21 protein-coding genes and 1 pseudogene are annotated in these 22071 nt (G+C 71.8%); 7 read left to right on the top strand and 15 right to left on the bottom strand.

Features of this window, described 5'->3' with window-relative positions; translation table 11 throughout:
* Positions 1–6 precede the first annotated feature (6 nt).
* The 6 genes and pseudogenes from Q0D75_RS01200 to Q0D75_RS01175 form a co-directional block, all read right to left on the bottom strand.
* Complete coding sequence (locus Q0D75_RS01200) at positions 7–1638, bottom strand: Na+/H+ antiporter subunit D (RefSeq protein ID WP_291048654.1); 1632 nt, start codon at positions 1636–1638, stop codon at positions 7–9.
* Entirely contained in the window at positions 1638–2168 is a 531-nt protein-coding gene (locus Q0D75_RS01195) for an NADH-quinone oxidoreductase subunit K (protein ID WP_291048420.1), read from the bottom strand. Before Q0D75_RS01195 ends, Q0D75_RS01200 begins: the two co-directional genes overlap by 1 nt.
* On the bottom strand, positions 2165–5320 hold the full coding sequence (locus tag Q0D75_RS01190; protein WP_291048417.1) for a Na+/H+ antiporter subunit A: 3156 nt from the start codon (positions 5318–5320) through the stop codon (positions 2165–2167). The genes Q0D75_RS01195 and Q0D75_RS01190 overlap by 4 nt, the downstream gene beginning before the upstream one ends.
* A gap of 201 nt (positions 5321–5521) precedes the next feature.
* The gene (locus Q0D75_RS01185) at positions 5522–6547 is read right to left on the bottom strand and encodes an aldo/keto reductase (RefSeq protein ID WP_291048415.1); all 1026 of its coding nucleotides are present in this window, start codon (positions 6545–6547) and stop codon (positions 5522–5524) included.
* On the bottom strand, positions 6544–7419 hold the full coding sequence (locus Q0D75_RS01180; protein WP_291048413.1) for an amidohydrolase family protein: 876 nt from the start codon (positions 7417–7419) through the stop codon (positions 6544–6546). The genes Q0D75_RS01185 and Q0D75_RS01180 overlap by 4 nt, the downstream gene beginning before the upstream one ends.
* A pseudogene (locus Q0D75_RS01175) lies at positions 7419–7895 on the bottom strand (SDR family oxidoreductase); the annotation flags it as partial. The pseudogene Q0D75_RS01175 and the gene Q0D75_RS01180, both read right to left, overlap by 1 nt.
* Between Q0D75_RS01175 and Q0D75_RS01170 the strand changes: the two are divergent.
* Entirely contained in the window at positions 7818–7973 is a 156-nt protein-coding gene (locus Q0D75_RS01170; protein ID WP_291048411.1) for a hypothetical protein, read from the top strand. The pseudogene Q0D75_RS01175 and the gene Q0D75_RS01170 sit on opposite strands and share 78 nt — an antisense overlap.
* 6 nt (positions 7974–7979) lie before the next feature.
* Here the strand turns inward: Q0D75_RS01170 and Q0D75_RS01165 are convergent, their stop codons facing one another.
* The gene (locus Q0D75_RS01165) at positions 7980–8306 is read right to left on the bottom strand and encodes an L-rhamnose mutarotase (protein WP_291048409.1); all 327 of its coding nucleotides are present in this window, start codon (positions 8304–8306) and stop codon (positions 7980–7982) included.
* Positions 8307–8434: 128 nt separating this feature from the next.
* Between Q0D75_RS01165 and Q0D75_RS01160 the strand changes: the two genes are divergently transcribed.
* From Q0D75_RS01160 to Q0D75_RS01150, 3 genes are read left to right on the top strand one after another with little or no spacing between them, the layout of a single operon-like run.
* Positions 8435–9220, top strand: coding sequence for an SDR family oxidoreductase (locus tag Q0D75_RS01160; RefSeq protein WP_291048406.1), 786 nt, complete (start codon positions 8435–8437; stop codon positions 9218–9220).
* A complete protein-coding gene (locus Q0D75_RS01155) occupies positions 9217–10218 on the top strand; it encodes a 3-hydroxyacyl-CoA dehydrogenase (protein ID WP_291048404.1) in 1002 nt (333 codons plus the stop codon). The genes Q0D75_RS01160 and Q0D75_RS01155 overlap by 4 nt, the downstream gene beginning before the upstream one ends.
* 38 nt (positions 10219–10256) lie before the next feature.
* Entirely contained in the window at positions 10257–10631 is a 375-nt protein-coding gene (locus Q0D75_RS01150) for a hypothetical protein (RefSeq protein WP_291048403.1), read from the top strand.
* Between the two features lie 167 nt (positions 10632–10798).
* On the opposite strand, the gene Q0D75_RS01145 is transcribed toward Q0D75_RS01150, so the two are convergent.
* Positions 10799–11875, bottom strand: coding sequence for an alkene reductase (locus Q0D75_RS01145; protein WP_291048401.1), 1077 nt, complete (start codon positions 11873–11875; stop codon positions 10799–10801).
* 285 nt (positions 11876–12160) lie between these two features.
* On the opposite strand from Q0D75_RS01145, the gene Q0D75_RS01140 reads away from it, so the two are divergent.
* Positions 12161–13117 carry a virginiamycin B lyase gene (locus Q0D75_RS01140; RefSeq protein WP_291048399.1) on the top strand — a complete coding sequence of 319 codons (957 nt, stop codon included), beginning with the start codon at positions 12161–12163 and terminating at the stop codon, positions 13115–13117.
* A 14-nt stretch (positions 13118–13131) separates the two neighbouring features.
* Here the strand turns inward: Q0D75_RS01140 and Q0D75_RS01135 are convergent, their stop codons facing one another.
* The gene (locus Q0D75_RS01135; protein ID WP_291048398.1) at positions 13132–13407 is read right to left on the bottom strand and encodes a thioredoxin domain-containing protein; all 276 of its coding nucleotides are present in this window, start codon (positions 13405–13407) and stop codon (positions 13132–13134) included.
* 168 nt (positions 13408–13575) lie between these two features.
* Between Q0D75_RS01135 and Q0D75_RS01130 the strand changes: the two genes are divergently transcribed.
* Entirely contained in the window at positions 13576–14862 is a 1287-nt protein-coding gene (locus tag Q0D75_RS01130; RefSeq protein WP_291048396.1) for an adenylosuccinate synthase, read from the top strand.
* 127 nt (positions 14863–14989) lie between these two features.
* Here Q0D75_RS01130 and Q0D75_RS01125 read toward each other — a convergent pair whose 3' ends face one another.
* The 5 genes from Q0D75_RS01125 to Q0D75_RS01105 are packed head-to-tail and all read right to left on the bottom strand — an operon-like array spanning position 14990 to position 19597.
* The gene (locus Q0D75_RS01125; RefSeq protein ID WP_291048393.1) at positions 14990–15601 is read right to left on the bottom strand and encodes a gluconokinase, GntK/IdnK-type; all 612 of its coding nucleotides are present in this window, start codon (positions 15599–15601) and stop codon (positions 14990–14992) included.
* Positions 15585–16937 (bottom strand): L-serine ammonia-lyase, encoded by a 1353-nt coding sequence (locus Q0D75_RS01120; protein WP_291048391.1) that lies wholly within the window; start codon positions 16935–16937, stop codon positions 15585–15587. Before Q0D75_RS01120 ends, Q0D75_RS01125 begins: the two co-directional genes overlap by 17 nt.
* A 1-nt stretch (position 16938) precedes the next feature.
* On the bottom strand, positions 16939–18087 hold the full coding sequence (locus Q0D75_RS01115; protein ID WP_291048388.1) for an amidohydrolase family protein: 1149 nt from the start codon (positions 18085–18087) through the stop codon (positions 16939–16941).
* Positions 18084–18851 carry an SIS domain-containing protein gene (locus Q0D75_RS01110; RefSeq protein ID WP_291048385.1) on the bottom strand — a complete coding sequence of 256 codons (768 nt, stop codon included), beginning with the start codon at positions 18849–18851 and terminating at the stop codon, positions 18084–18086. Before Q0D75_RS01110 ends, Q0D75_RS01115 begins: the two co-directional genes overlap by 4 nt.
* Entirely contained in the window at positions 18848–19597 is a 750-nt protein-coding gene (locus Q0D75_RS01105) for a 6-phosphogluconolactonase (RefSeq protein ID WP_291048382.1), read from the bottom strand. Before Q0D75_RS01105 ends, Q0D75_RS01110 begins: the two co-directional genes overlap by 4 nt.
* 78 nt (positions 19598–19675) lie before the next feature.
* Here Q0D75_RS01105 and Q0D75_RS01100 point away from each other — a divergent pair, with 78 nt between their 5' ends.
* Positions 19676–20518, top strand: coding sequence for a hypothetical protein (locus Q0D75_RS01100; RefSeq protein WP_291048379.1), 843 nt, complete (start codon positions 19676–19678; stop codon positions 20516–20518).
* On the opposite strand, the gene Q0D75_RS01095 is transcribed toward Q0D75_RS01100, so the two are convergent.
* On the bottom strand, positions 20490–22067 hold the full coding sequence (locus Q0D75_RS01095) for a glycoside hydrolase family 3 N-terminal domain-containing protein (protein ID WP_291048377.1): 1578 nt from the start codon (positions 22065–22067) through the stop codon (positions 20490–20492). The two genes, Q0D75_RS01100 and Q0D75_RS01095, sit on opposite strands and share 29 nt — an antisense overlap.
* Positions 22068–22071: the final 4 nt, after the last annotated feature.

Genomic DNA, 22071 nt, shown 5'->3' with positions numbered 1-22071 from the left:
GCGCCTTCACGGGTTGCCTCCCGGGGAGCCGGAGTCGGTGCCGTTCGACCCGGGCACCCCGTCGGGGAAGACCGAGTCGACGTAGTTCTCGGGTGTCGCCACGTTGCCGGCCGCCCGCTGCGCCAGATCGAACAGCGGCCCCGCGAACACCGTGAGGCACAGTGTCAGCGCCACCAGTCCGGTGGTGGCCGCCACCATCAGCTTCGAGGATCCGAGGACGGTGCCCTTCGCGGCACGCACGCCGGTCGCGGTGCCGACCACGGCATCCGGGCTCTCCTGCAGCGACGTCAGCAGCCGCGACTGGTAGCCCTCGACGTCTTTCGCCGGCCGCCAGAACGCCATGTTCCACACCCGCATGAGCGCGTACAGGGTGAGCAGCGAGGTGACGGCTCCGGCGCCGATCATCACGTAGACGAGCGGACCGGGTGCCGCCGCACCGGCCTCGAACAGGCCGATCTTGCCGAGGAAGCCCGAGAACGGCGGGATGCCACCGAGGTTGAGCGCCCCGATGAAGAACAGGATCGCCACGAAGGGCGAAGCCTTCAGCAGCCCGCCGAGCTTCGTGATGGAGGTCGAGTGCCCCACCCGCTCGATCAGCCCCACCACCAGGAACAGCGCCGTCTGAACCATGATGTGGTGCACGATGTAGTAGATCGTGGCGCCCGTGGCGAGCTCGGTGCCGATCGCCACCCCGAAGATCATGTAGCCGATGTGGCTCACCAGGGTGAACGAGAGCAGCCGCTTCACGTCGGCTTGGGCCAGGGCGCCAAGGATGCCGATCAGCATCGTCAGCCCGCCGACGATGAGCAGGGGTATCAGCAGCGGCACGTCGAAGAACAGCAGCTTGTCGGTGCGGATGATGGCGTAGACGCCCACCTTCGTGAGCAACCCCGCGAAGACCGCGGTGACCGGGGCGGGCGCGGTGGGATACGAGTCCGGCAGCCAGAACGAGAGCGGGAAGACGGCCGCCTTCACCGCGAACCCGATCAGCAGCGCGGCGCACAGGATGACCTGCACGTCCAGCGGCAGTTCCCGGATGCGGTCGCTGAGCAGCGCCATGGTGACCGTGCCGGTCGCGCCGTAGATCAGCGCGATCGCCCCCAGGAACAGCAGCGACGACACCAGGCTGACGACCACGTAGGTGGTTCCGGCGCGGATGCGCGATCCGGTGCCGCCGAGGGTCAGCAGCACGTAGCTGGCCGCGAGCAGCATCTCGAAGCCCACGTACATGTTGAAGAGGTCGCCCGCGATGAAGGCGTCGAACAGGCCCGCGGCGAGGATCAGGTAGGTCGGATGGAAGATCGAGACCGGGGTGTCGCGGTCGCGGTCGGCGATGCCCTGGCCCACCGCGAAGATGAGCACGCCGAGCAGCATCAGCGCCGAGACCACCACCATGATCGCCGACAGCCGGTCGACCACCAGCACGATGCCGAACGGCGGTTCCCAGCCGCCGACCTTCACCACGATCGGCTCGCTGGTCTGGTCGACCACGGCCAGCAGCACGGCGGCGCAGACGGTCACCAGCGTGAGCGCACTGACCGAGATGGCGATCTGCAGGCGCGGGTAGCGGCCGAGGATGAGCGTGATGGCGGCACCGACCAGCGGCACGATCACGAGCAGGGGCACGAGGGCGTTCATCATCGCATCACGTCCCTCTCCTGCTCGCTGGGTTCTTCGGTGGTGGGCGGCCGATCCGGATCGTCGTCGTCATCGTCGTCCGACTCCGCGCCCTCCTCGAGCACGTGCCGCACGGCGAGGTCGTCGTCGTCGAGCGAGGCGTGGAAGATCTCGGCCTCGTCCTGCTCGAGCGCATCCTGATCGTCTTCGTCGGCGAGCACGTCGTCGCCCTCGTCGCCGAGGTTCGACAGCCACCAGGAGCGGTAGATCAGGGCGAGGATGAAGGCCGTGATGCCGAAGTTGATCACGATCGCGGTGAGCATCAGCACCTGGGGCAGCGGATCGACCATGTCCTCCGCGGCCACGCCGTCGGCGCCCACGAGCGGCGAACTGCCCGAGCGCCCCGACATCATGAAGATCAGCAGGTTGGTGGCGTTGCCCACCAACAGGAAGCCGATCAGGATGCGCGTGAGGCTCTTCTCGAGCATCACGTAGACGCCGGTGCCGTACATCACGGCCATCAGCACGACGAGGGTGAGGGAGGCGCTCATGCGGTGCCTCCGATCGGGTCGGGCTCCGTGTCGGAGGGGGTGCGGGAAGCGGTCTGCGTGCGGGCCTCGGCGGCGCGGGCGCCTCGGGTGCCGCGTTCGGCGCCGTTGGTGTCGCGACCGGCGACCCGGCCCCGGGTGTCGGCCTCGTCGGCAGTAACCGAGTGGTCATCGGGCGAGGCGTCCACGTCGTCCTCCGCCTGCTGCCGGTCGACCTCGCCGCCGAGGGCGCGCAGGATGTCGAGCACCACGCCGATCACCACGAGGTACACGCCGATGTCGAAGATGGTCGAGGTGCCGAAGGAGACGTACCCGAGCAGGGGCACCTCTGCCGAGAAGTAGGCACTGGTCAGCACGTCCGCGCCCAGGAAGAGCGAGCCCACCGCGGTGCCGGTGGCCAGCAGCATGCCGGCGCCGAGCAGCACCCCCGGCCCGATCGGCAGCGTCTCGCCGAGTTCGTAGCGGCCACCGGCGAGGTAGCGCGCGATCAGCGCGAGGCCCGCCAGGATGCCGGCCGCGAAGCCGCCGCCCGGCAGGTTGTGCCCTGCAAAGAGCAGGAAGATCGACACCACGATGGCGGGGTGGAAGATCAGGCGCACCAGCACCTCGAGCACCAGGGAGCGGTTCTCGGGCGCCAGCGTGCGGCCGCCCAGCAGCCACGAGTGCTGCCGGTCATCCGGAGCCTCGTCGGTGGTGTGCGGATCGTCGACCAGTTCCGCGCGCTGCGAGCCCTGCCGCCGGCCGCGCGATTCGCGCAGGCGCGGGATGGTGAAGTTGCGCCCGGTGATGAAGATCAGGCTCGCGACGCCGGTGGCCACCACGATCAGCACGCTGAGCTCGTTCATGGTGTCCCAGGCGCGGATGTCGACCAGCATCACGTTCACGATGTTCTGGCCGTGGCCCTCCTCCACCGAGAGCCGGGCGAGCTCGTCGCCGAGGCTGCCGGCCTGCCGGGCGCCGAGGGCGATGAAGCCCACGAGGCCCATGGTCACACCCACGGCCGTGCCGATCAGGATGCGACGCCCGCGGCGCACCGGCTTGTTGTGCTGGGCGATCTTCGGCGGCAGCCGGCGCAGCACCAGCACGAACACCACGATCGTGACGGTCTCGACCAGCGCCTGGGTGAGGGCCAGATCGGGCGCCCCGTGGAAGGCGAACAGCACGACCATCCCGAAACCGGTGACGCCCACCAGCAGCACGGCGGCGAGCCGGTGCGTGGCGCGCGCGGCCATGATGGCGGCCACGGCCATGGCGGCGGCCACGAACGGCTGCACCGGGTAGTCGAAGAGCACGATCTCGCTCGGCCAGCTGCGGTTGAAGGCGGTGGCGAGGCCCAGGCAGATCACGAACACGATCAGGATCGTGCCGAGGTACTGCGGCAGACCGCCCTTCTGGGCGAACAGGGTCACGCGGGCGGCGGCGCGGTCGACGGCGTGCACGATCGACCAGTAGCTGCGGGCGGCGTCGACCAGCGGCGGCACCTTCTTCTGCAGGCGGGCGAAGGGCTTGCGCAGGGCGAACAGGGCGAGGCCTCCGGCGATCACGAGGGCCGAGATGCCGAGGGCCGGCTCGAAGCCGTGCCAGAGCGCGAGGTGGTAGGTGCCGTGACCGGCCTCGGCTCCGGATGCTCCCGCCACGTAGGCGAAGTCGTGCGGGATGGTGTCGGCGTAGGTCTCCAGCGCCGGGCTGAGCTGGGCGGCGAACAGGCCGCCGGCGATCGTGGCGAGGGTGAGCACGATGGGGGCGATCAGGATGCCGCGGGACGGCGCGTGCGCGTGGCCGTCGGCCTCTGCGGCGGCGCGGCGGGCGGCATCCGCGGCGTGGGCCTCACCCTTCTTGGTGAGGAACGCGCCCCAGAAGAAGCGGGCGCTGTAGGCGACGGTGAGCAGCGATCCGAGGGCCACGCCGATCAGCGCGATCCAGCCCCACAGCTGCAGATCGGTGCCGTCGGCACCGGAACCGGCCGAGAGGAACGCGCTCAGCACAGCCTCCTTCGACACGAAGCCGAGCAGCGGCGGGATGCCGGCCATGCTCGCCACCGCGATCAGGGCGACGGCGGCCAGCACGGGCCGGCGCCGGCCGAGCCCGGAGATCTCCCTCAGGTCACGGGTGCCCTCGTCGTGGTCGACGATGCCGACGACGAGGAAGAGCGTGGCCTTGAACAGGGCGTGGGCGAGCAGCAGGGCCGCACCCGCGAGAGCCGCATCCCGCGTTCCGAAGCCCACGACGACGGTGAGGAAACCGAGCTGGCTCACGGTTCCGTAGGCCAGCAGCAGCTTGAGGTCGTTCTGACGGAGCGAGCGCCAGGCGCCCACGAGCATCGTCCAGACGCCGAGCGTGACGAGCACGGGGGTCCAGCCCGGGGTGTCGGCGAACCCGGGCGCGAGGCGGGCGATCAGGTAGATGCCGGCCTTCACCATCGCGGCGGCGTGCAGGTAGGCGCTCACCGGGGTGGGGGCGGCCATCGCGGCCGGCAGCCAGAAGTGGAAGGGCACGAGCGCCGACTTCGACAGCGCGCCCACCAGGATGAGCATGATCGCCGTGGTGACCAGGGCGCTGCCGGGGGGAGGGTCGGCCACCAGCTGCGCGATGCTCGTGGTGCCGGCGTCCCCCGTGAGCAGGACGATGCCGACGAGCATGGCCAGCCCGCCGAAGGTGGTGACGAGCAGTGCCTGCAGGGCGGCGCCGCGGCTCTCCTTGCGCTCGGTGTAGTGGCCGATCAGCAGGTAGGAGAGCACGCTCGTGATCTCCCAGAACATGAACATGATGTAGATGTCGTCGGCGGTGACCAGGCCGTACATCGTGCCGGCGAAGGCGAGCAGCAAGGCGGCGAAGCGGCCGAGCTGCGGTTCACGTGGGCTGAAGTAGCGGGCGCAGTCGATCAGCACGAGGGCGCCGACGCCGGTGACGACGAGGGCGAGCAGCCAGCTGAGCGTGTCGACCCGGAACGAGAACGCGATGCCGAGCTGGGGGATCCACGGCACGTACTGGGTGACGGTCTCGCCCGCGAGCACGGCGCTCGTCTGGGTGAGCGTGTACGCGAAAGCGGCCGCCGGAAGCGCCGCGATGACGTAGAAGACCCTCGTCGAGAGCACCCGGGTGAGAGCGGGCGTGAGCGCTGCAAGCCCTGCGAACAGCAGCAGGACCAGGATCACGCGGACTCCTCATGTCGGGGAGAGGGCAGGAATTCCATTCTACCCGGGCCGAGGGGTGCCCTGCCCCGGACTCCGACTCTCAGGCTGCAGAGGCGGAGGCGCCATCCAAAACGAAGGAGTTCTTGCCGGACACGCGGGCCGGGAGCACCGGGCGCTCGGCGCGTCGGCAAAAACTCCTTCGTTTCGGATGCGCGGATGCGGTCAGGAGGAGAGGAGGCCGGCGTCCTGGAGCGCGGCCCAGAGGGACTCGGGCACGGGGGTGTCGAAGAGGGCGGCGTTGCGCGCCATTTGCGCGGCGTCGCGCGCGCCGACGCAGACCGTGGGAACGGCCGGATGCCGCAGCGGGTACTGCAGGGCGGCCGCCGGCAGGGTGACGCCGAACGACTCGCACACGTCGGCGATACGGTTGGCGCGCTCGAGCAGTGCGGCCGGCGCGGGCGCGTAGTTGTAGGTCGCGGTCGCCGCGGGGCGCGCGCGGGCCAGCAGCCCCGAGTTGAACACCGCGGCCGCCACCACCGAGACCCCACGGCGCTCGGCCTCGGGCAGCAGATCGGCGAGCGCTCCCTGCTCGAGCAGCGAGTACCGGCCGGCGCACATCACGATGTCCAGGTCGGTCTCGCGCACGAATCGCGACAGCATCTCCGACTGGTTCATGCCGGCGCCGTACGAGGTGATCACGCCCTGCGAGCGCAGTTCCTCCAGCGCCGGGAACGCGCCCTCCAGCGCCTCGCTCTCGAAGTCGTCCGGGTCGTGCACGAACACCACGTCGATGCGGTCGAGACCGAGGCGGGTGAGGCTGTCCTCGATCGAGCGCAGCACCCCGTCGCGGCTGTAGTCGAGGCGGCGCACGAGCGGCGAGAGCACGTCGAAGCCCTCGTCGTCGTGCCGCGGCCCACCCGGGTTCAGCTCGAGCACCCGCCCCACCTTGGTGGAGAGCACGAACTCGTCGCGCGGTTTCCCGGCGAGCACCCGGCCGAGGCGCTCCTCGGCGAGTCCGACGCCGTAGTGCGGGGCGGTGTCGTAGTACCGCACGCCCGCCTCCCAGGCGGTCTCGACCGCGGCCCGGGCATCCTCCTCGCTGACGGTGCGGCCGAGGTTGGCGATGGGCGCCGCGCCGAAGCCGAGCGGCCCGACGGTGAGGCCGCCTCGTCCGAACGGGCGGCGGGCGGCGAGAGGTGCCGCGGTCGTGCCGGCACCGGATGCGGCGGCAGCAGTCTGATCGGTCACGAGGTCTCCTCCAAGGCGTAGATACGGCGGGCGTTTCCGGCGAACACGGCGGTGCGTTCGGCGTCGGAGAGTGACGATGCGCTCCGCCAGGCGAGGTCGACGACCTCGTCGTAGCGCGCGGCCAGCAGGCTCACCGGCCAGTCCGAGCCGAACAGGGTGCGCTCGGCACCGAAGGCGTCGAGCACGTGCTGGCCGTAGCGCTCGAGGCCCTGCTCGCGCCAGCCGGTCCAGGATGCCTCGGTCACCAGCCCCGAGAGCTTGCAGTTCACGTTCGGCAGGGCGGCCAGCCGGCCGAACCACTGCCGCCAGTCGTCCCACTCGTCCGAGGCGATGGCGGGCTTGCCGGCGTGGTCGAGCACGAGCGTCAGGCCGGGCAGCTCTTCGGCCAGGGCGAGGGCGGCCGCGCTCTCGCGGTGCCGGATCAGCAGGTCGAAGGCGAGTCCGGCATCCTGAACCGCTTTCAGGCCCCGGATCACCTCCGGCCGGCGCAGCCAGTCCGCATCCGGCTCGTCGTGCACCTGGTGCCGGATGCCGGCCAGGTGCCCCGGGTGTTCTCGCAGCTCGGCGAGGCGGTCGGCGACATCCGGAGCGGCCAGGTCGACCCACACCACGGCGCCGAGCACGACGTCTTCGCGCGCGGTGATCTCGAGCAGCTCGAACGATTCGCCGAGGTCGTGCAGGGCCTGCACCACGACGGAGCCGGCGACGGGAGTACCGGCGATCGCCTCCCGGAGGTCGGAGGGCCCGATCGGCCGGTCGATCGCGGCGACCGACTCGTCCATCCACGGATACGCCCGCACCCGAGGATCCCAGAAGTGCTGGTGCGCGTCGATCATCCACGGCCGGCTGGACGCCGGTACTGTGCCGGACATCAGCCGCGCGGCCGGGGCCGCAGCGAGTACATTCCGCCGTCGACGGCCAGCACGACGCCGTTGGTGCTGCCCGAGCTCGGCGAGGCCAGGTACGCCACCGCCTCGGCCACCTCGGAGGGCTGCACCAGCCGCCCCGAGGGCTGGCGGCCTTCCAGCGCGGCGCGCTCGGCATCCGGATCCGTGGCCGAGTCGAGCAGACGCCCCACCCACGGGGTGTCGGCGGTGCCGGGCGCGACGGCGTTCACGCGCACGCCGAATTCGAGGCTGTCGGCTGCGATCGCCAGCGTCATGGCCTGGATCGCGCCCTTCGAGGCCGAGTACAGCACGCGCTGCGGGATGCCGGCCCAGGCCGCGATCGACGTGGTGAACACCACGGCACCGTGCGGTGACTCGCGCAGGTGCGGCATCGCGTGCCGCACGGTGCGGGCCGATCCGACCACGTTGATGTTCAGAACCCGCAGCCACTCCTCGTCGTCGAGACGCTGGAGGAGTTCGCGTACCCGTTCGGCAGCTACTGGGCGGGCGTCACCGAGGCCGCCGCCGCGGCATCCTGAGGCGGGTCACTCCAGATGGAAGACCTCGGTCAGCTCCTGCCACTGGGCACCCTCGGGGGTGCCCGGCAGGCGCTGCTGGCAGGGGTCGGTGAGCCGCCACCAGTCCTGGGTGCGCGGGTCGGCCGCCAGCGCGGCCTGCGCGGCGGCGTGGTCGTCGCCGACGAACTCGTAGTAGCTGAACAGCTCGTCGCCCTGCAGGAAGATCGTGTAGTTGCGGATGCCCACCTCGGTGAGCTTCGCGAGCACCTCGGGCCAGACCTCCCGGTGCAGCGCCAGGTACTCCTCGCGCTTCTCGGGCCGCAGGCCGATTCTCGAACCGATCCTGAGTGCCATGCCTCGTCCTCCTCGATGAGCCGCCAGATCCCCTCCACCCTATGGCCGAGCGGCCGGGTTCCCTCCCCGTCGCCGTCGACAGAAAGCAGTTCTCCCATGCAGCCCTCCTTCCTCGCAGGCGGTGCCCGATGAGCGGCACCTTCTCCCTCACGCCCGACCCCGGACTGCGGGTGCTGGTCACCGGCGGCACCTCGGGCATCGGCCTCGCGATCGTCACGGCCCTCGAGGGCTTCGGCGCCCGGGTGCACGTCTGCGGCACGAACGTCGAGCGGCTCGAGGCGCACCTGGCCGCCGTGCCCGGGCGCACCGGATCCGTCTGCGACGTCAGCAACCCCGCGCAGGTCTCCCGGCTCCTGGCCGAGACCGAGGAGGCGCTCGGCGGCCTCGACCTGCTCGTGAACAACGCCGGCATCGCCGGGCCCACGGCGAAGCTCGTCGACATCGAGTTCGGCGAGTGGGAGTCGACGCTCGCGATCAACCTCACCGGCGCATTCCTGTGCTCCCAGGCCGCCGTGCCGGCGTTGACCGCCTCGCGCGGCTCGATCGTGAACATCTCCTCGGTGGCCGGCCGCCTCGGCTACGCCCTCCGCGCCGCCTACAACGCCTCGAAGTTCGGGATGGACGGGCTCACGCAGTCCCTCGCCCGCGAACTCGGCCCCGACGGCATCCGGGTGAACGCGGTGCTGCCCGGCTTCGTCGACAGCGAGCGCTTCAGCCGCACCACCGCGGCACGGGCATCCGCTCTCGGCATCACGCCGGAGGAGGCGCTCGACAAGCTGCTGGACAAGACCTCGCTGCACACGATGGTGAGCGAGGAGGAGGTCGCGCTGCTGGTGGCGTACCTCGCCTCGTCGGCGGGGCGGAACATCTCGGGACAGGCGATCAGCCTCTGCGGGAACGTGGAGTACCTGTGAGCGCCGGATCGCCTTCGGGCGCGCAGGCGGGTGCAGGCGCGGTCGTGGCGACGGATTCCGGATCGCCTTCGGGCGCGGGAGCGCTGCACGTGAAGGTCACCGTGATCGGCGCCGGGCTGATCGGCTGCGCCTGGGCCGCCCTGTTCGCCCGGGCCGGCCACGACGTGGTGCTGTTCGACCTCGACGAGGCTGCTCTCGACCGGGTCGACGGAGTCGTCCGCACCTTGCTCGCCGATCTCGACGCGCTCGACGCGATCGAGCGCGTGAGCACCTCGGGTGACCTCGCCGCGGCCGTTCGCGAGGCCGACTACGTGCAGGAGTGTGTGCCCGAGGTGGCCTCGATCAAGGCCGAGGTGTTCGCGCGGATCGCCGAGCACGCGCCGGCCGACGCCATCCTGGCCTCGTCGACCTCCGCGCTGATGCCGTCGCTGTTCACGGCCGAGGTGCCGGGGCGCGAACGCACCCTCGTGGCGCATCCGTTCAACCCGCCGCATCTGCACACGGCCGTGGAGCTCGTGCCGGCGCCGTGGACCTCGGCCGAGGCCATCGGGCGGGCACGGGCGATCCTGGAGAGCGCCGGGATGGAGCCGATCGAGCTGCGCGAGGAGCTCGACGGCTTCGTGGTGAACCGGCTGCAGGCGGCCGTGCTGCACGAGGCGTTCCGGCTGGTGGCGTCCGGCGCGGTGAGCGCGCAAGACGTCGACAACGCCGTGATCGGGGCACTCGCCCCGCGCTGGTCGGTGCTGGGCGTGTTCGGCACGATCGACCTCAACGCGCCCGAGGGCATCGCGCAGTACGTCGAGCGCTACGAGGAGCTCTACCAGCGGCTCGGCGCGGCCCAGACCGAGACGGTCGACTGGCAGCGAGTGCTCGACGGCGGGCTGCTGGCGCAACGGGAGCAGACGTGGCCGCGCGCCGAACTCGACGCGAAACGGGCCTGGCGCGACCGGCAGCTGGTGGAGCTGGCGCGGGCCAAACGGGCCCGGGAAACCGGGTAGTTGACACGGGTCCACAAATGAGGGTCCACAATAGAGGAGTGACTCGAGAAACGACTCCGATAGTCCTGCACGATCTCATGACGCCCGAGAAGAACGTGCAGCGCATCATGTGGACGGGCACCGCCTGGTTCGCGGTGGCCGCCGGCTCCGCCGCGCTCACGACGGGCATGCTGCTGGCCTCCGGCTGGCGCCCGGCTCAGCTGCCGGGCGATCTGCAACCGCTGTGGTGGATCGGCGCCTTCCTGGTCGCGCTCAGCGTCGGGCTGATCGGCTGGTCGGGCTGCCCGATCCTCGAGGTCGACGTGCCCACGGCGAGCCGCAACAAGAGCCGCACCATGCAGCTGGGCACGATGCTCTTCATCGTCGGCGGCGCCGTGGCCCTGTTCGCGGTGCTCCTCGGCCCCGCCGGCTGATCCCGCGCGCCGCGCCGCGCCTGCGCCGCGCCTGCGGCGCTCCCGCGGCAACGACGGAGTCTGCGGCCTGATTCGGGCCCAGCATCCGTCGTTGCCGGCATCCGGCCCCACACTCCGTCGTTACTGCGCGCTAGCCGCGAGCGTCGGGGAAGGGAGCGCGCGGGTGCCTAGGCGGTGAGGCGCGGGTAGTCGGTGTAGCCCTCGGCGCCGCTCGCGTAGATGGTGGCCTGGTCGGGGGTGTTCTCGTGGTGGCCGCCGTGCCAGCGCTCGGCCAGGTCGGGGTTCGCGATCGCCGGGCGGCCCACGGCCACGGCATCCGCCACGTCGTCCTCCACCAGCGCCAGCGCCTGCTCGCGCGTGGTCACGTCGCCGAAGCCCGAGTTGACGATCACCACGCCGCCGAAGCGCGAGCGCAGCTCCTGCACCAGGTCGCCGGCCGGGTCGGCGTGCAGGATGCTGAGGTAGGCGAGTCCGAGCGGCGCGAGCCCGTCGAGCAGGGCGCCGTAGGTGGCGCGCACGTCGTCGGCATCCGTCTCGAGCACGTCCTGGATATTGTGGCTCGGCGAGATGCGGATGCCCACCCGGTCGGCCCCGACCTCGGCGGCCACGGCGCGCGCCACCTCGATGCCGAACGCCGCGCGGGCCTCGGGGGAGCCGCCGTAGGCATCCGTCCGCTGGTTCGACGCGGGCGAGAGGAACTCGTGCAGCAGGTAGCCGTTGGCGGAGTGCAGCTCGACCCCGTCGAAGCCGGCGTCGACGGCACGGCGGGCGGCGGCCACGAACTCGTCGCGCACGGTCGCCAGCTCCTCGGTGGTGAGCGCGTGCGGCACGCCGTACGGGGCCTTCTCGCCGTTGGGCAGGCGGGTCTCGCCGTCGATCGCGATGGCGCTGGGGGCGACGATCCGCTCGGTGCCGGTGATTCCGGTGTGGGTGACCCGGCCGCCGTTCATCAGCTGCATCACGATGCGCCCGCCCGCGGCATGAACGGCGTCGGCCACCGTGCGCCAGCCGGCCGCCTGCTCGTCGGTGGCGATGCCGGGCTGGCCGGCGTAGGCCTTCGACTCGGCACTCGGGAACACGCCCTCGCTCACGATCAGGCCGAGGCTGGCCCGCTGGGCGTAGTGCTCGGCGATCAGCGCGCCGGGAACACCCTGCTCGTCGGCGCGCAGCCGGGTCATCGGCGCCATCACGAGGCGGTTGGGCAGGTCGAGGGCGCCGGCGGCGAGGGGGGTGAAGAGCTTCACGGAGGTCCTGTCTGGTCGTTCGGTCGTTCGGGTGGGGCGGTGGTGCAGGCTGCGCGTCGGTGCGCGCGTGCCACCCCCAAGCGAACTCCCGCACGCGCTCACGGATTCCGGCACTCAGCAGATTCCGGGGTTCCGGTGGGGTGGTGCGGTCCACTCCAGCGAGTTCCGGCCCGAGCTCGTGCACTATGGCGGAGCTTCGCCTGAGGCTCGCCGGGGCGAACCGCACCTCGTCGCCGTCGCAGCCGGCTCCGTCACGGCCGAGCGGGCCGTGGGTAGGCTCGGCACATGAGCATCCCCCTCGGAACCGTGGCCGTGCATCCCGTCGCCGAGGCCGCCGAGGGTCCGTACGCCGTGGCCGTCACGCCCGACGGCGCGGTGTGGTGCACGCTCGTGCACGCCGGCGCCGTGCTGCGGCTGCCGCCGGCGGGCGGCACGCTGCAGCGGCTCGAGCTCGGGGCGGTCGACGCCGGCTCCTCTCAGCACACGCACCACTCCCGGGCGCAGCCCTCGCAGCTCGCCGTCGCCGACGAGACCTCGGTGTGGGTGACCGACACCACCGGAGGTCGGGTGCTGCTGCTGGGCCCGGATGCCGCGGGCGAAGCATCCGTGAAGCTCGAGGTCGCCGCCCCCACCGAGGGCGCCGAGCCGTACGGCATCACCGTGCAGCATGACGGAACGGTCTGGTTCACCGAGCTCGGGCAGGACGCCCTCGGCCGCATCGACATCCTCGGCGCCGTGACGGAGTTCGGCTCCGGAACCGACGAGGGCTTCGTGTCGATGATCGCCTCGGCCGGCGACAGCCTCTGGTTCACGGCCAACCAGGCGAACGCGATCGGCTACGTGCGGGGCGGCGACTCCGCCCCGGTGCTGTTCGACGTCCCCACCCCGCACGCCGGGCCCGTGGGCATCACCACGGCGCCCGACGGATCGGCGTGGTTCGTCGAGATCCTGGCCGGCAAGGTCGCGCGCGTCGACCGCAACGGCCGGTTCACCGAGCATCCGTTGCCCTGGTCGGAGGCGAAGCCGCACGCCATCGTGCCCGACCCGCGCGAGGCCGGCGGCTTCTGGTTCACGCTCTGGGGCGCGAACCAGCTCGGCCACATCACGCCGTCGGGCTCCATCGAGGTTCTCGACCTCTCCGACGTGCACTCCGAGCCGCACGGTCTCGCGGTGGCCCCCGACGGCACCGTGTGGGTGGCGATGGAGTCGGGCGCGCTGCTGGCCGTCACCCCGCGCGTCTAGCGAACGCGCCCGGCTCAGGGGAGGGCGGCGGCGAGGGCCGTGAGCACCTGGGCGGTGGTGGGGACTCCGGCGGCGCGGAAGCGTTCGGCGCCGGAGGCGTCCGTCACGAGCACGGTGGGAGTCGCCGCGATCTCCAGACGCTCGGCCTCGTCGGGGGCATCCGCCACGTTGATCTCACGCCAGGCGACGCGCTCGCCGAGCAGGGGGGCGATCGCGTCGAGGGTCTGCCTGGTGCTCGTGCAGGCGCCGCAGAAGCTCGAGCTCCAGAGGGTGACGGTGAGTTCGGGCATGTTCTGCACAACCCCGCTTTCGGCCGGAAGATTCCACAGCCCCGGCGGTCCCCCGGATGCTCCGAGCCACCCCACGATAGAATCGACTGTCAACCGGCACCGTCCGTCGGGCACTGACATCGACTGCGACTTCGGAACAGTCTGTTTCCGAACCCGGAGGGAATCCACATGCCAGCGATCGTCTTGATCGGAGCCCAGTGGGGCGACGAGGGCAAGGGCAAGGCCACCGACCTGCTCGGCAGCCGTGTCGACTACGTCGTCAAGTTCAACGGCGGCAACAACGCCGGCCACACCGTGGTGGTGGGCGACAAGAAGTACGCCCTGCACCTGCTGCCCTCGGGCATCCTCACCCCGGGCGTCACCCCGGTCATCGCCAACGGCGTCGTCGTCGACGTCGAGGTGCTCTTCCACGAGCTCGAGGCACTCGGTTCGCGCGGGGTGGATGTCTCGCGCCTGCTCGTCTCCGCCAACGCACACGTCATCACGGCCTACCACCGCACGATGGACAAGGTGACCGAGCGCTTCCTCGGCAAGCGCCAGATCGGCACCACCGGGCGGGGAATCGGCCCGGCCTACGCCGACAAGATCAACCGCGTCGGCATCCGGGTGCAAGACCTGTTCGACGAGGGCATCCTGCGCCAGAAGGTCGAGGGCGCGCTCGACCTGAAGAACCACATCCTGGTGAAGGTGTACAACCGCCGGGCCATCGCGGTCGACGAGGTCGTCGACGACCTGCTGTCGTACACCGAGCGCCTGCGCCCGATGGTGGCCGACACCTCGCTGGTGCTCGACCGCGCGCTCCGCGACGGCAAGACCGTGCTCTTCGAGGGCGGCCAGGCCACCATGCTCGACGTCGACCACGGCACCTACCCCTTCGTCACCTCCTCGAACGCCACCTCGGGCGGAGCGGCCACCGGGTCGGGTGTCGCGCCGAACCGCATCGACCGCGTGATCGCCGTCGTGAAGGCCTACACGACCCGTGTCGGCGCCGGCCCGTTCCCCACCGAGCTGGACGACGAGTCGGGCGAGTTCCTGCGCTCGAAGGGTTTCGAGTTCGGCACCACCACGGGCCGCCCGCGCCGCACCGGCTGGTACGACGCGCCGATCGCCCGCTACACCGCGCGCATCAACGGCGTGACCGACTTCGTGCTCACCAAGCTCGACGTGCTCACCGGTCTCGAGGGCATCCCGGTCTGTGTCGCCTACGACGTCGACGGCGTGCGGGTCGACGAGGTGCCGGTCTCGCAGACCGACTTCCACCACGCCGTGCCCATCTACGAGGAGTTCGAGGGCTGGAGCGAAGACATCACCGGTGTGCGAGCCTTCGACGAGCTGCCCCTCGCGGCCCAGCGCTACGTGCTGGCTCTGGAAGAGATGAGCGGCTCGCGCATCTCGGCCATCGGCGTCGGCCCCGGCCGCGACGCCATCGTCACCCGCCACGACCTGCTGCAGTAGCGCGGGCGGCGGTCTCCCCCGCCGCCGAACGGATGGAGTGATCCGCTAGAAGCGGGCTGTGCATCCATCCGTTCGGCTCCGGCGCCGAGAACTCCATCCGTTCCTCGCCCGCTTCGGTGCACCCCCGTCAGGAGGCGGGAGTTCTCCGAACGGAGCGGGCACCCGGGTGCATCGACCCCGGGCGGATGGCGCGGAATGCGGCCGCGGCGACCTCGTCGGCGGAGGCCGCGACCTCGAGTGTGGCACCCGCTTCGCCGGGGTCGAGTGCTTCGAACGCGGCCAGCTGCGAGTCCAGGAGCGATGCCGGCATGAAATGGTCCCGGCGGGCGAGCATCCGCGCCGCGATCAGCTCGCGCGATCCGGTGAGCGCGATGAACAGTGCCGAAGGGGCTGTAGAGCGGATCGTGTCGCGGTAGCTCCGCCTCAGCGCCGAGCAGGCCACGACGAGCCCGGTGTCGCGGCGCCGGCCGAGCTCCTCGCCGATCCGCACCAGCCAGGGCTCCCGGTCGGCATCGGTAAGGGCGATCCCGGAGGCCATCTTCGCCACGTTGACCTCCGGATGCAGCGAGTCGGCATCGAGGAACGGCACCGCCAACCGCTCGGCCAGGAGGGCGCCCACGGTCGACTTGCCCGATCCGGAGACGCCGCCCACGACGACCAGCTCCGCCGCGCGACGCCCGGGAGGGGCCGGGGTGGCCGGTTCCGCTCCCCGCACCGGTCGGTCAGCACTCGACGACATTGATCGCCAGCCCTCCCTCCGAGGTCTCCTTGTACCGGGAGGACATGTCCTGCCCGGTCTGCCGCATGGTCTCGATGACCGTGTCCAGGCTCACCACGTGCGTGCCGTCGCCCAGCAGGGCGATGCGCGCGGCGGTCTGGGCGGTCGACGCCGCCACGGCGTTCCGCTCGATGCACGGGATCTGCACGAGGCCGCCGACGGGGTCGCAGGTGAGGCCGAGGTGATGCTCCATCGCGATCTCGGCGGCGTTCTCGACCTGCGCCACCGAGCCGCCGCGTACGGCGCAGAGCGCGGCCGCCGCCATCGCGCAGGCCGATCCGACCTCGCCCTGGCAGCCGGCCTCGGCGCCCGAGATGGAGGCATTGGCCTTCACGATCGAACCGATCGCCGCTGCCGTGAGCAGAAAGGCCCGCACCTCGGCCATCGAGGCGCCCGTGCTGACCACGTGGTGGTTCAGGACGGCGGGGAGAACACCGGCGGCCCCGTTCGTGGGGGCGGTGACGACGCGTCCACCGGCGGCGTTCTCCTCGTTCACGGCCAGCGCGTAGAGCGTGAGCTGATCGTCGGCGTGCGCCGCCGGGCCGTTCCCGGCCACCTGAGTGGCCATCGCCTGGGCGCGCCGGCGCACGCCCAGGCCGCCGGGCAGCACACCCGTGGCGGACATCCCGCTGTCGATGCACGACCGCATGGCGGACCAGATGGCGTCCAGGCCGGCGATGGCCCGGTCGCGACCGTGCAGCGCGACCTCGTCGGCGAGGGCCAGGTCGGCGATGCTGCGGTCGCCGCCGCACTCCTCGAGCAGCTCGCGCGCGGTGTGGTAGCAGGAGACCGCCCGCGTCGCCGCGGCCGGCTGGGGGAGGCCGCCCGCCCGCTCGATGAAACCGCCGCCGACCGAGAGATACGTGATCGAGCACAGCAGATCCTCGCCCTGCCAGGCGAGCAGCGTGAGGGCGTTCGGATGCCCGTGCTGGCGCGCGAACGGCTCGAAGTCGAAGTCGTCGCGCACGAGCTGCACCCCGGCGGCGGCGACGGATCCGCCGGCCGCGAGGCGGGCCCACTGGCCGTGCACGTCGGCGGGATCGCAGCTCTCGGGCGCGAACCCGCGCAGTCCGGCGATGACCGCATCCGGGGTCCCGTGGCCGATGCCCGTCGCCGCGAGCGACCCGTGCAGCCGGCACCGGATGCGATCGGGTCGCGCTTCGGGAGAGGCGGCGGTCAGGGCGTCGAGCTCACGGGCGAAGTCCGCCCCGGCCCGCATCGGGCCCACCGTGTGGGAGCTCGAGGGGCCGATGCCGATCGAGAACATCTCCAGAGCGGAGACGTAGACGCCGGCCATCTCAGGCGACCGGTACGCCGCCGACGAACACGTCGTCGACTCGCAGCTCGTCGCCGCCCAGGAGCACCAGGTCGGCCGGCGCTCCGGGCTCCAGGCGGCCCAGTGCGGGTCGACCGCCCGGAACGATCCTGGCGGGATTCTCCGAGGCCAGCCGGAGTGCCGTCCCGAGTCCGATCGCGGGAAGGCCCGCCAGTCGCCGTACGCCGTCGGTGAGGGTGGCGGCGGCGCCGGCGAGCAGGTCGCTCCCGGCGTGGGAGAGCCGCAGGTCGTCGCTCAGCACGACCCGGCCGCCCACCGGGGTGGTGTGCGCCCCGGCGGAGAGCCCTCCGATCGCGGTGAGGTCCGACACCAGGAAGACGCCGTGATCGCCCTTGGCCCGGATCATGGCCACGAGCGTCTCGGCCGGGAGATGATGACCGTCGGCGATCAGTCCGGCCGTGATCCGCTCGTCCGCCAGCAGCGACCAGATCGCGTTGGGGTGCCGGGGCAGCATGGTCGGGATGCCGTTCCCCAGGTGCGTCGCGAGCCGGGCGCCGGCGTCCACGGCGGCCAGGATGTGGGCGTGGTCGGCCGAGGTGTGGCCGATCGAGACGGCGATCCCGGCTCCGGCGATGCGCGCGACCTGCTCTCCGGCGTGGTCGGCGTGCGGTGAGACGGTGACGATGCCGACCGGCCCGGCCCGGCGCCAGCGCTCGACCTCTTCGGCGTCCAGCGGCCGGATCCACTCGAGATCGTGCACCCCGCGAGCCCCGTCGTCCGGCGAGATGAACGGGCCCTCGACGTGCGCGCAGGGGATGGCGTCGCGCACCCCCGGATCGGCGGCGCGCGCACGCCGGATGCAGTCGAGGGCGTGCAGGATGCGCTCCTCCGGCCCGGTGATGACGGTGGGGACCCAGGTGGTGACCCCGACCGCGCGCAGGCGGTCCGTCAGGGCGGCGAGGGTCGACGGCGTCACGTCGTCACTGTTGACATCGAGACCGGCGTAGCCGTTGACCTGCGTGTCGACGAGGCCGGGTGCGAGCACCGGGAGCGACCGGTCGTGGGAGGGACGGCGCGAGACCGCGGTGATCAGGCCGTCGGCGATCTCGACGCGCACGATCTCCGGCGCCTCGGCGGAGCGGCCCTCGAGGGATCTCGTCGCGCTGCTCACAGGGCCTCCACCCGGTCACGATAGCGGACGGCGAGTTCGGCGTTGCGGGCATCGCCACCCGGGCGGTAGCTCGATGCCCACCGTGATGCCGCGGCCGAGGTGGCGTCGTGCTCTCCCGCGTCGAGGATCGCCCCCGCTTCGAGCAGTGTCCAGGTGAGGGCGAACGCGTTGGCGGTCGTGGCGAGAGGTACCTCTCCCACACCGGCGACCGCGACCGTGTCCCCGGGCGGCACGAGCGTGTCGATGTGGATGTCGGCCAGGAGCGAGAGCGCGACCCCCGGCTCCGAGCGCGCGGGATGCCCATCCGGGATCGCCTGCTCGCAGCGCACCGAGGAGTAGCCGATCACGACGGCCCCGCGGCTCCGGAGCGCGCGAGCGAGGTCGATCACGGTCGCATTCACCCCCGAGGCGTTCACGAGCAGCACGACATCGTCGCGCGTGATCTCGTACGGGGCCAGGATCTGCTCCGCCCGCCCCGGCGTGCGCTCCTGCGCCGTTGACCGGAAGGCGCCTTCGGTCAGCAGGGTCGCCCGGTCGATGACCGGCACGAGACCGGCCGGAAGGCCGGGTCGGCAGAACACCTCCTGCACGGCCAGCTGCGAGTGCGCCCCGGGGCCGGCGACGAAAACCAGCCGATCCTCGGCCAGGCGGCCGGCCACCGCCGACGCCGCGCCGGCCACGGCCGCCGCATTGGTGGCCAGGATCGCGCCGTGCAGGTCGGCGACGGCACCCGCGTAGCCGGCGCCCAGGGAACTCGGGGTCACACCGGAGCCGATTCGAGGTCGACGTGGAGGTGCACGCGAGGATGCCGGCGCAGAGCCGTTCCGGGATGCTCGCCACCGATCGGCTGCTCGAGCGAGTCGATCACGGCCTGCCGCTTCTGCGCACCCGGAACCGAGGCGATCACGACATGGGTGTCGAGCAACCGCGGGATGGTGACCGAGAGCGCCCGGGGCGGCACCGAGCCGAAGTCGGGGAAGTGCCCTTCATCGACCTGCTGCTGGCGGCTGACCGGGTCGAGCTCGACGACGCGCACTGCGCGGGGATCGTCGAAGTCCGCAGGCGGATCGTTGAAGGCCAGGTGGCCGTTCACGCCGAGACCCAGCAGCACCAGATCGAAAGGCTCGTCTCCCATCGCCGCGGCATAGCGCTCGGCCTCGCTCTCGGGGTCACCGTCGGGACGCATCCGTTCGAAGCCGAGACCGGGGGTGTTCGCCACGAAGTGGCGCTCGAGCCAGTTGCCGAAGCCCTGCGGGGCATCAGCGGACAGGCCGAGGTAGTCGTCCATGTGGAAAGCGTGCACCCGGTTCCAGTCGATGCCCTCGGCTTCGGAGAGCGCGCGCAGGGTCGCCTCCTGGCTAGGGGCGGCGGCGAGCATGATCCGCGCCGTCCCGGGTGCGGCGAGGCGTTCACGAAGAATCGCGGCCGCCTCGGCGGCGGCCTTCTCGCCGAGCACCGCTCGGTTCGGGTGGGTCTGAACGCTCGGCGCGTATTCGGTCGTGGTGGGCACGGTGGAGAACCTCCAGAATGGATCAAGGCGTATCAGTGCACGATAATGTCAAACGTTTGCACAACGCAAGGAGCTCTCATGAGAATCGCCCTCGCCGGTCTGGACAGCTCGCGACCCGTTCGGATCGCGCGGCACATCGCGACGCTCGACCCGGCCTGCCATCGCCTCACGGCGATCGCGGCCGAGGGGAGGACGCCTTCGAGCGAGCTGCGGAGCGTGCTGCACCCGGACGTCTCGGTGGTCGAGCGGCCCGAAGACCTGATCGGTCTCGCCGATGCGGTGCTGGAGTTCGGCCGGGCCGCGGGGGAGCGCCCTGCGCGAGTGCTCCCGTTGCTGGACGCGGGCCTGCCGGTGCTCGTCGACAAGCCGCTCGCCCTGACGCGGGATGCCGCCGAGCAGCTGGCCGAGCGGGCGCGGCGATGCGGCGTGGCGCTGCTCGCCGACTCGGGCTATCGCACGGCGCCCGCCCTCGCCTCCGTGCTCGAGGCCGGGGATCCGGGCGCCGGGCCCGCGCCGCTCCTGCGCGTCAGTGGGCCCGCTGATCCCGCATCGCCCTGGGGAGGGTTGGCCTTCTACGGCAGCCATCACGCCCAGATCCTCCAGGAGCTGCGACCGGGGGCGCTCGCGGAGACCGTGCCGCTCGAGGTGTGGCGCGGCCCCGTTCGAGGGGAGGTCTTGGCGCAGGTGGGCGAGCGGGTGCAGCTGCGGTTCACCGAACCCGCAGGGCCCGACGGCTTCGCTGTGGCGATCGGTGACCGATCCGTTGCGCTCGCACCAGCCCCCGACTACCTGGAGCGCTCGATCGACCGGTTCCTCGCCGAGTGCGCCGCTCCCCGGCACGACGAGGCGTGGCGCCGACGTCTGGTCGATCCGGTGGCGCTCCTGGAGCGCATCACCGGCGAGCTCCTCCGGCTCCCGTGAGGTGATCCAGCACCGCCTCGACCGCGGCCTCGCTGCAGATGCCGAAGGCGTCCACAGCCGGGGCCACGATGACGGCCACTCCCGGTGAGGCGAGCCCCGATGCGGCCATCATCCCGTTCACGATCACCGTCGCCGTGGAGGGTCCGGATGCCGCCTCCGCGATCACGGCGGAGATCCGGCGTCGTTCGCCCGGGGACACGCTCGTGCCGGGCAGGAGCACCGGCACGAGCATCCGGTCGCCGTCTGTCGAGGCGAGCTCGGCGACCCGTTCCGCCGAGGCCTCGCGCTGGTCGTGCCCGACGGTCACGCCTCGCGCGACGGCCGCTTCGGCGAGTCGCGCGGCCAAGGGGGAGTCCCCGATCACGAGCAGTTCCCCGGCCGAGTCGATCCCGCCGGCGACATCGACGGTGCCGGGCCGAGCCGGGTCGTGCCACGTCAGCGCGCGATCCAGCGATCCGGGCGTCGGCAGCGGTGTCTGCCCGGGATGCGAGCGGTCGTGGGCGAGGTCGTCGCGCAGCGCGGCCATCCGCTCGGCCGACCGGCTAAGCTCGGCCTCGGAGATGCGTCCCTCGGCCACCGCGCCGGCCACGGCGTCCACCAGCTCGGAGAGCCGTCCCGCCTCGCACTTGGAGTTCGCCACGTCGGCGCCGGCCGCCAGGGCGAGCACGGCGGCCTCGGCCGGGGTCCATCGCGCGCTGATCGCCGCCATCCGCAGCGAGTCGGAGATGATCACACCCTCGAAGCCCAGACGGTTCCGCAGCCATTCGCGGTTCACCACGGCCGAGAGGCTCGCCGGTTGTTCGACCCCGAGCGCCGGCAGCACCACGTGCCCCACCATGATCGTCTGCACGCCCGCCGCGATGGCCGCGGCGAACGGCGGCAGGTGCACGTCCTCGAGGGAGGCGCGATCGCGATCGATCACGGGCAGGCCGAGGTGGCTGTCGACGGCACTGTCGCCATGCCCCGGGAAGTGCTTCGCGCAGGCGATCATCCCGCCGTCGCGGAAGCCGCGCACCTGGGCGGCACCCAGGTCGCCGGTCGACTCCGTGCCCACGCCGAACGCTCGCACGCCGAGGATGGGGTCGTCGTCGGTGGTGCGCACGTCGACGGTGGGGCTGAAGGTCCAGTCGTAGCCCACCGCGCGGGCTTCGCGGGCGGCGAGCAGTGCCGCCCGGTAGGCGAGCCCGGGGTCGTCGGCGAGTGCGATCCCGCGCGGATACGGCAGGTCGGTACCGGTGCGGCCGAGGCTGTAGCCGATGCCGGATTCGAGGTTTCCACTGATCAGCGGCGAAGGGACGCCCGCTCCCTCCGCCTCGGCGCGGATGGCGGCGTGGTAGCGTGCGGCGGCGCTCGCCCGCATGTCGACGACGCTGTGCAATGCCCCCACCCCGGCGCGGACCGCGGCCAGGGTGTCGGCGTCGGGCAGTCCGTCCGGGCCGACGCCCGGCATCACCAGGATGCAGGCGGCGATCCGGCGCCGTAGGGGCAGGTCCGGCGTTTCGGCTTCGAGAAGTTTCGGAACAGGAGCTTGACGGGAGTGAAGATGCATGGCT

The sequence above is a fragment of the Herbiconiux sp. genome (assembly GCF_023264855.1).
Lineage (GTDB): Bacteria > Actinomycetota > Actinomycetes > Actinomycetales > Microbacteriaceae > Herbiconiux.
The sequence above is the reverse complement of the archived record's forward strand: the minus strand, read 5'-3'. Positions and strand labels throughout refer to the sequence as shown.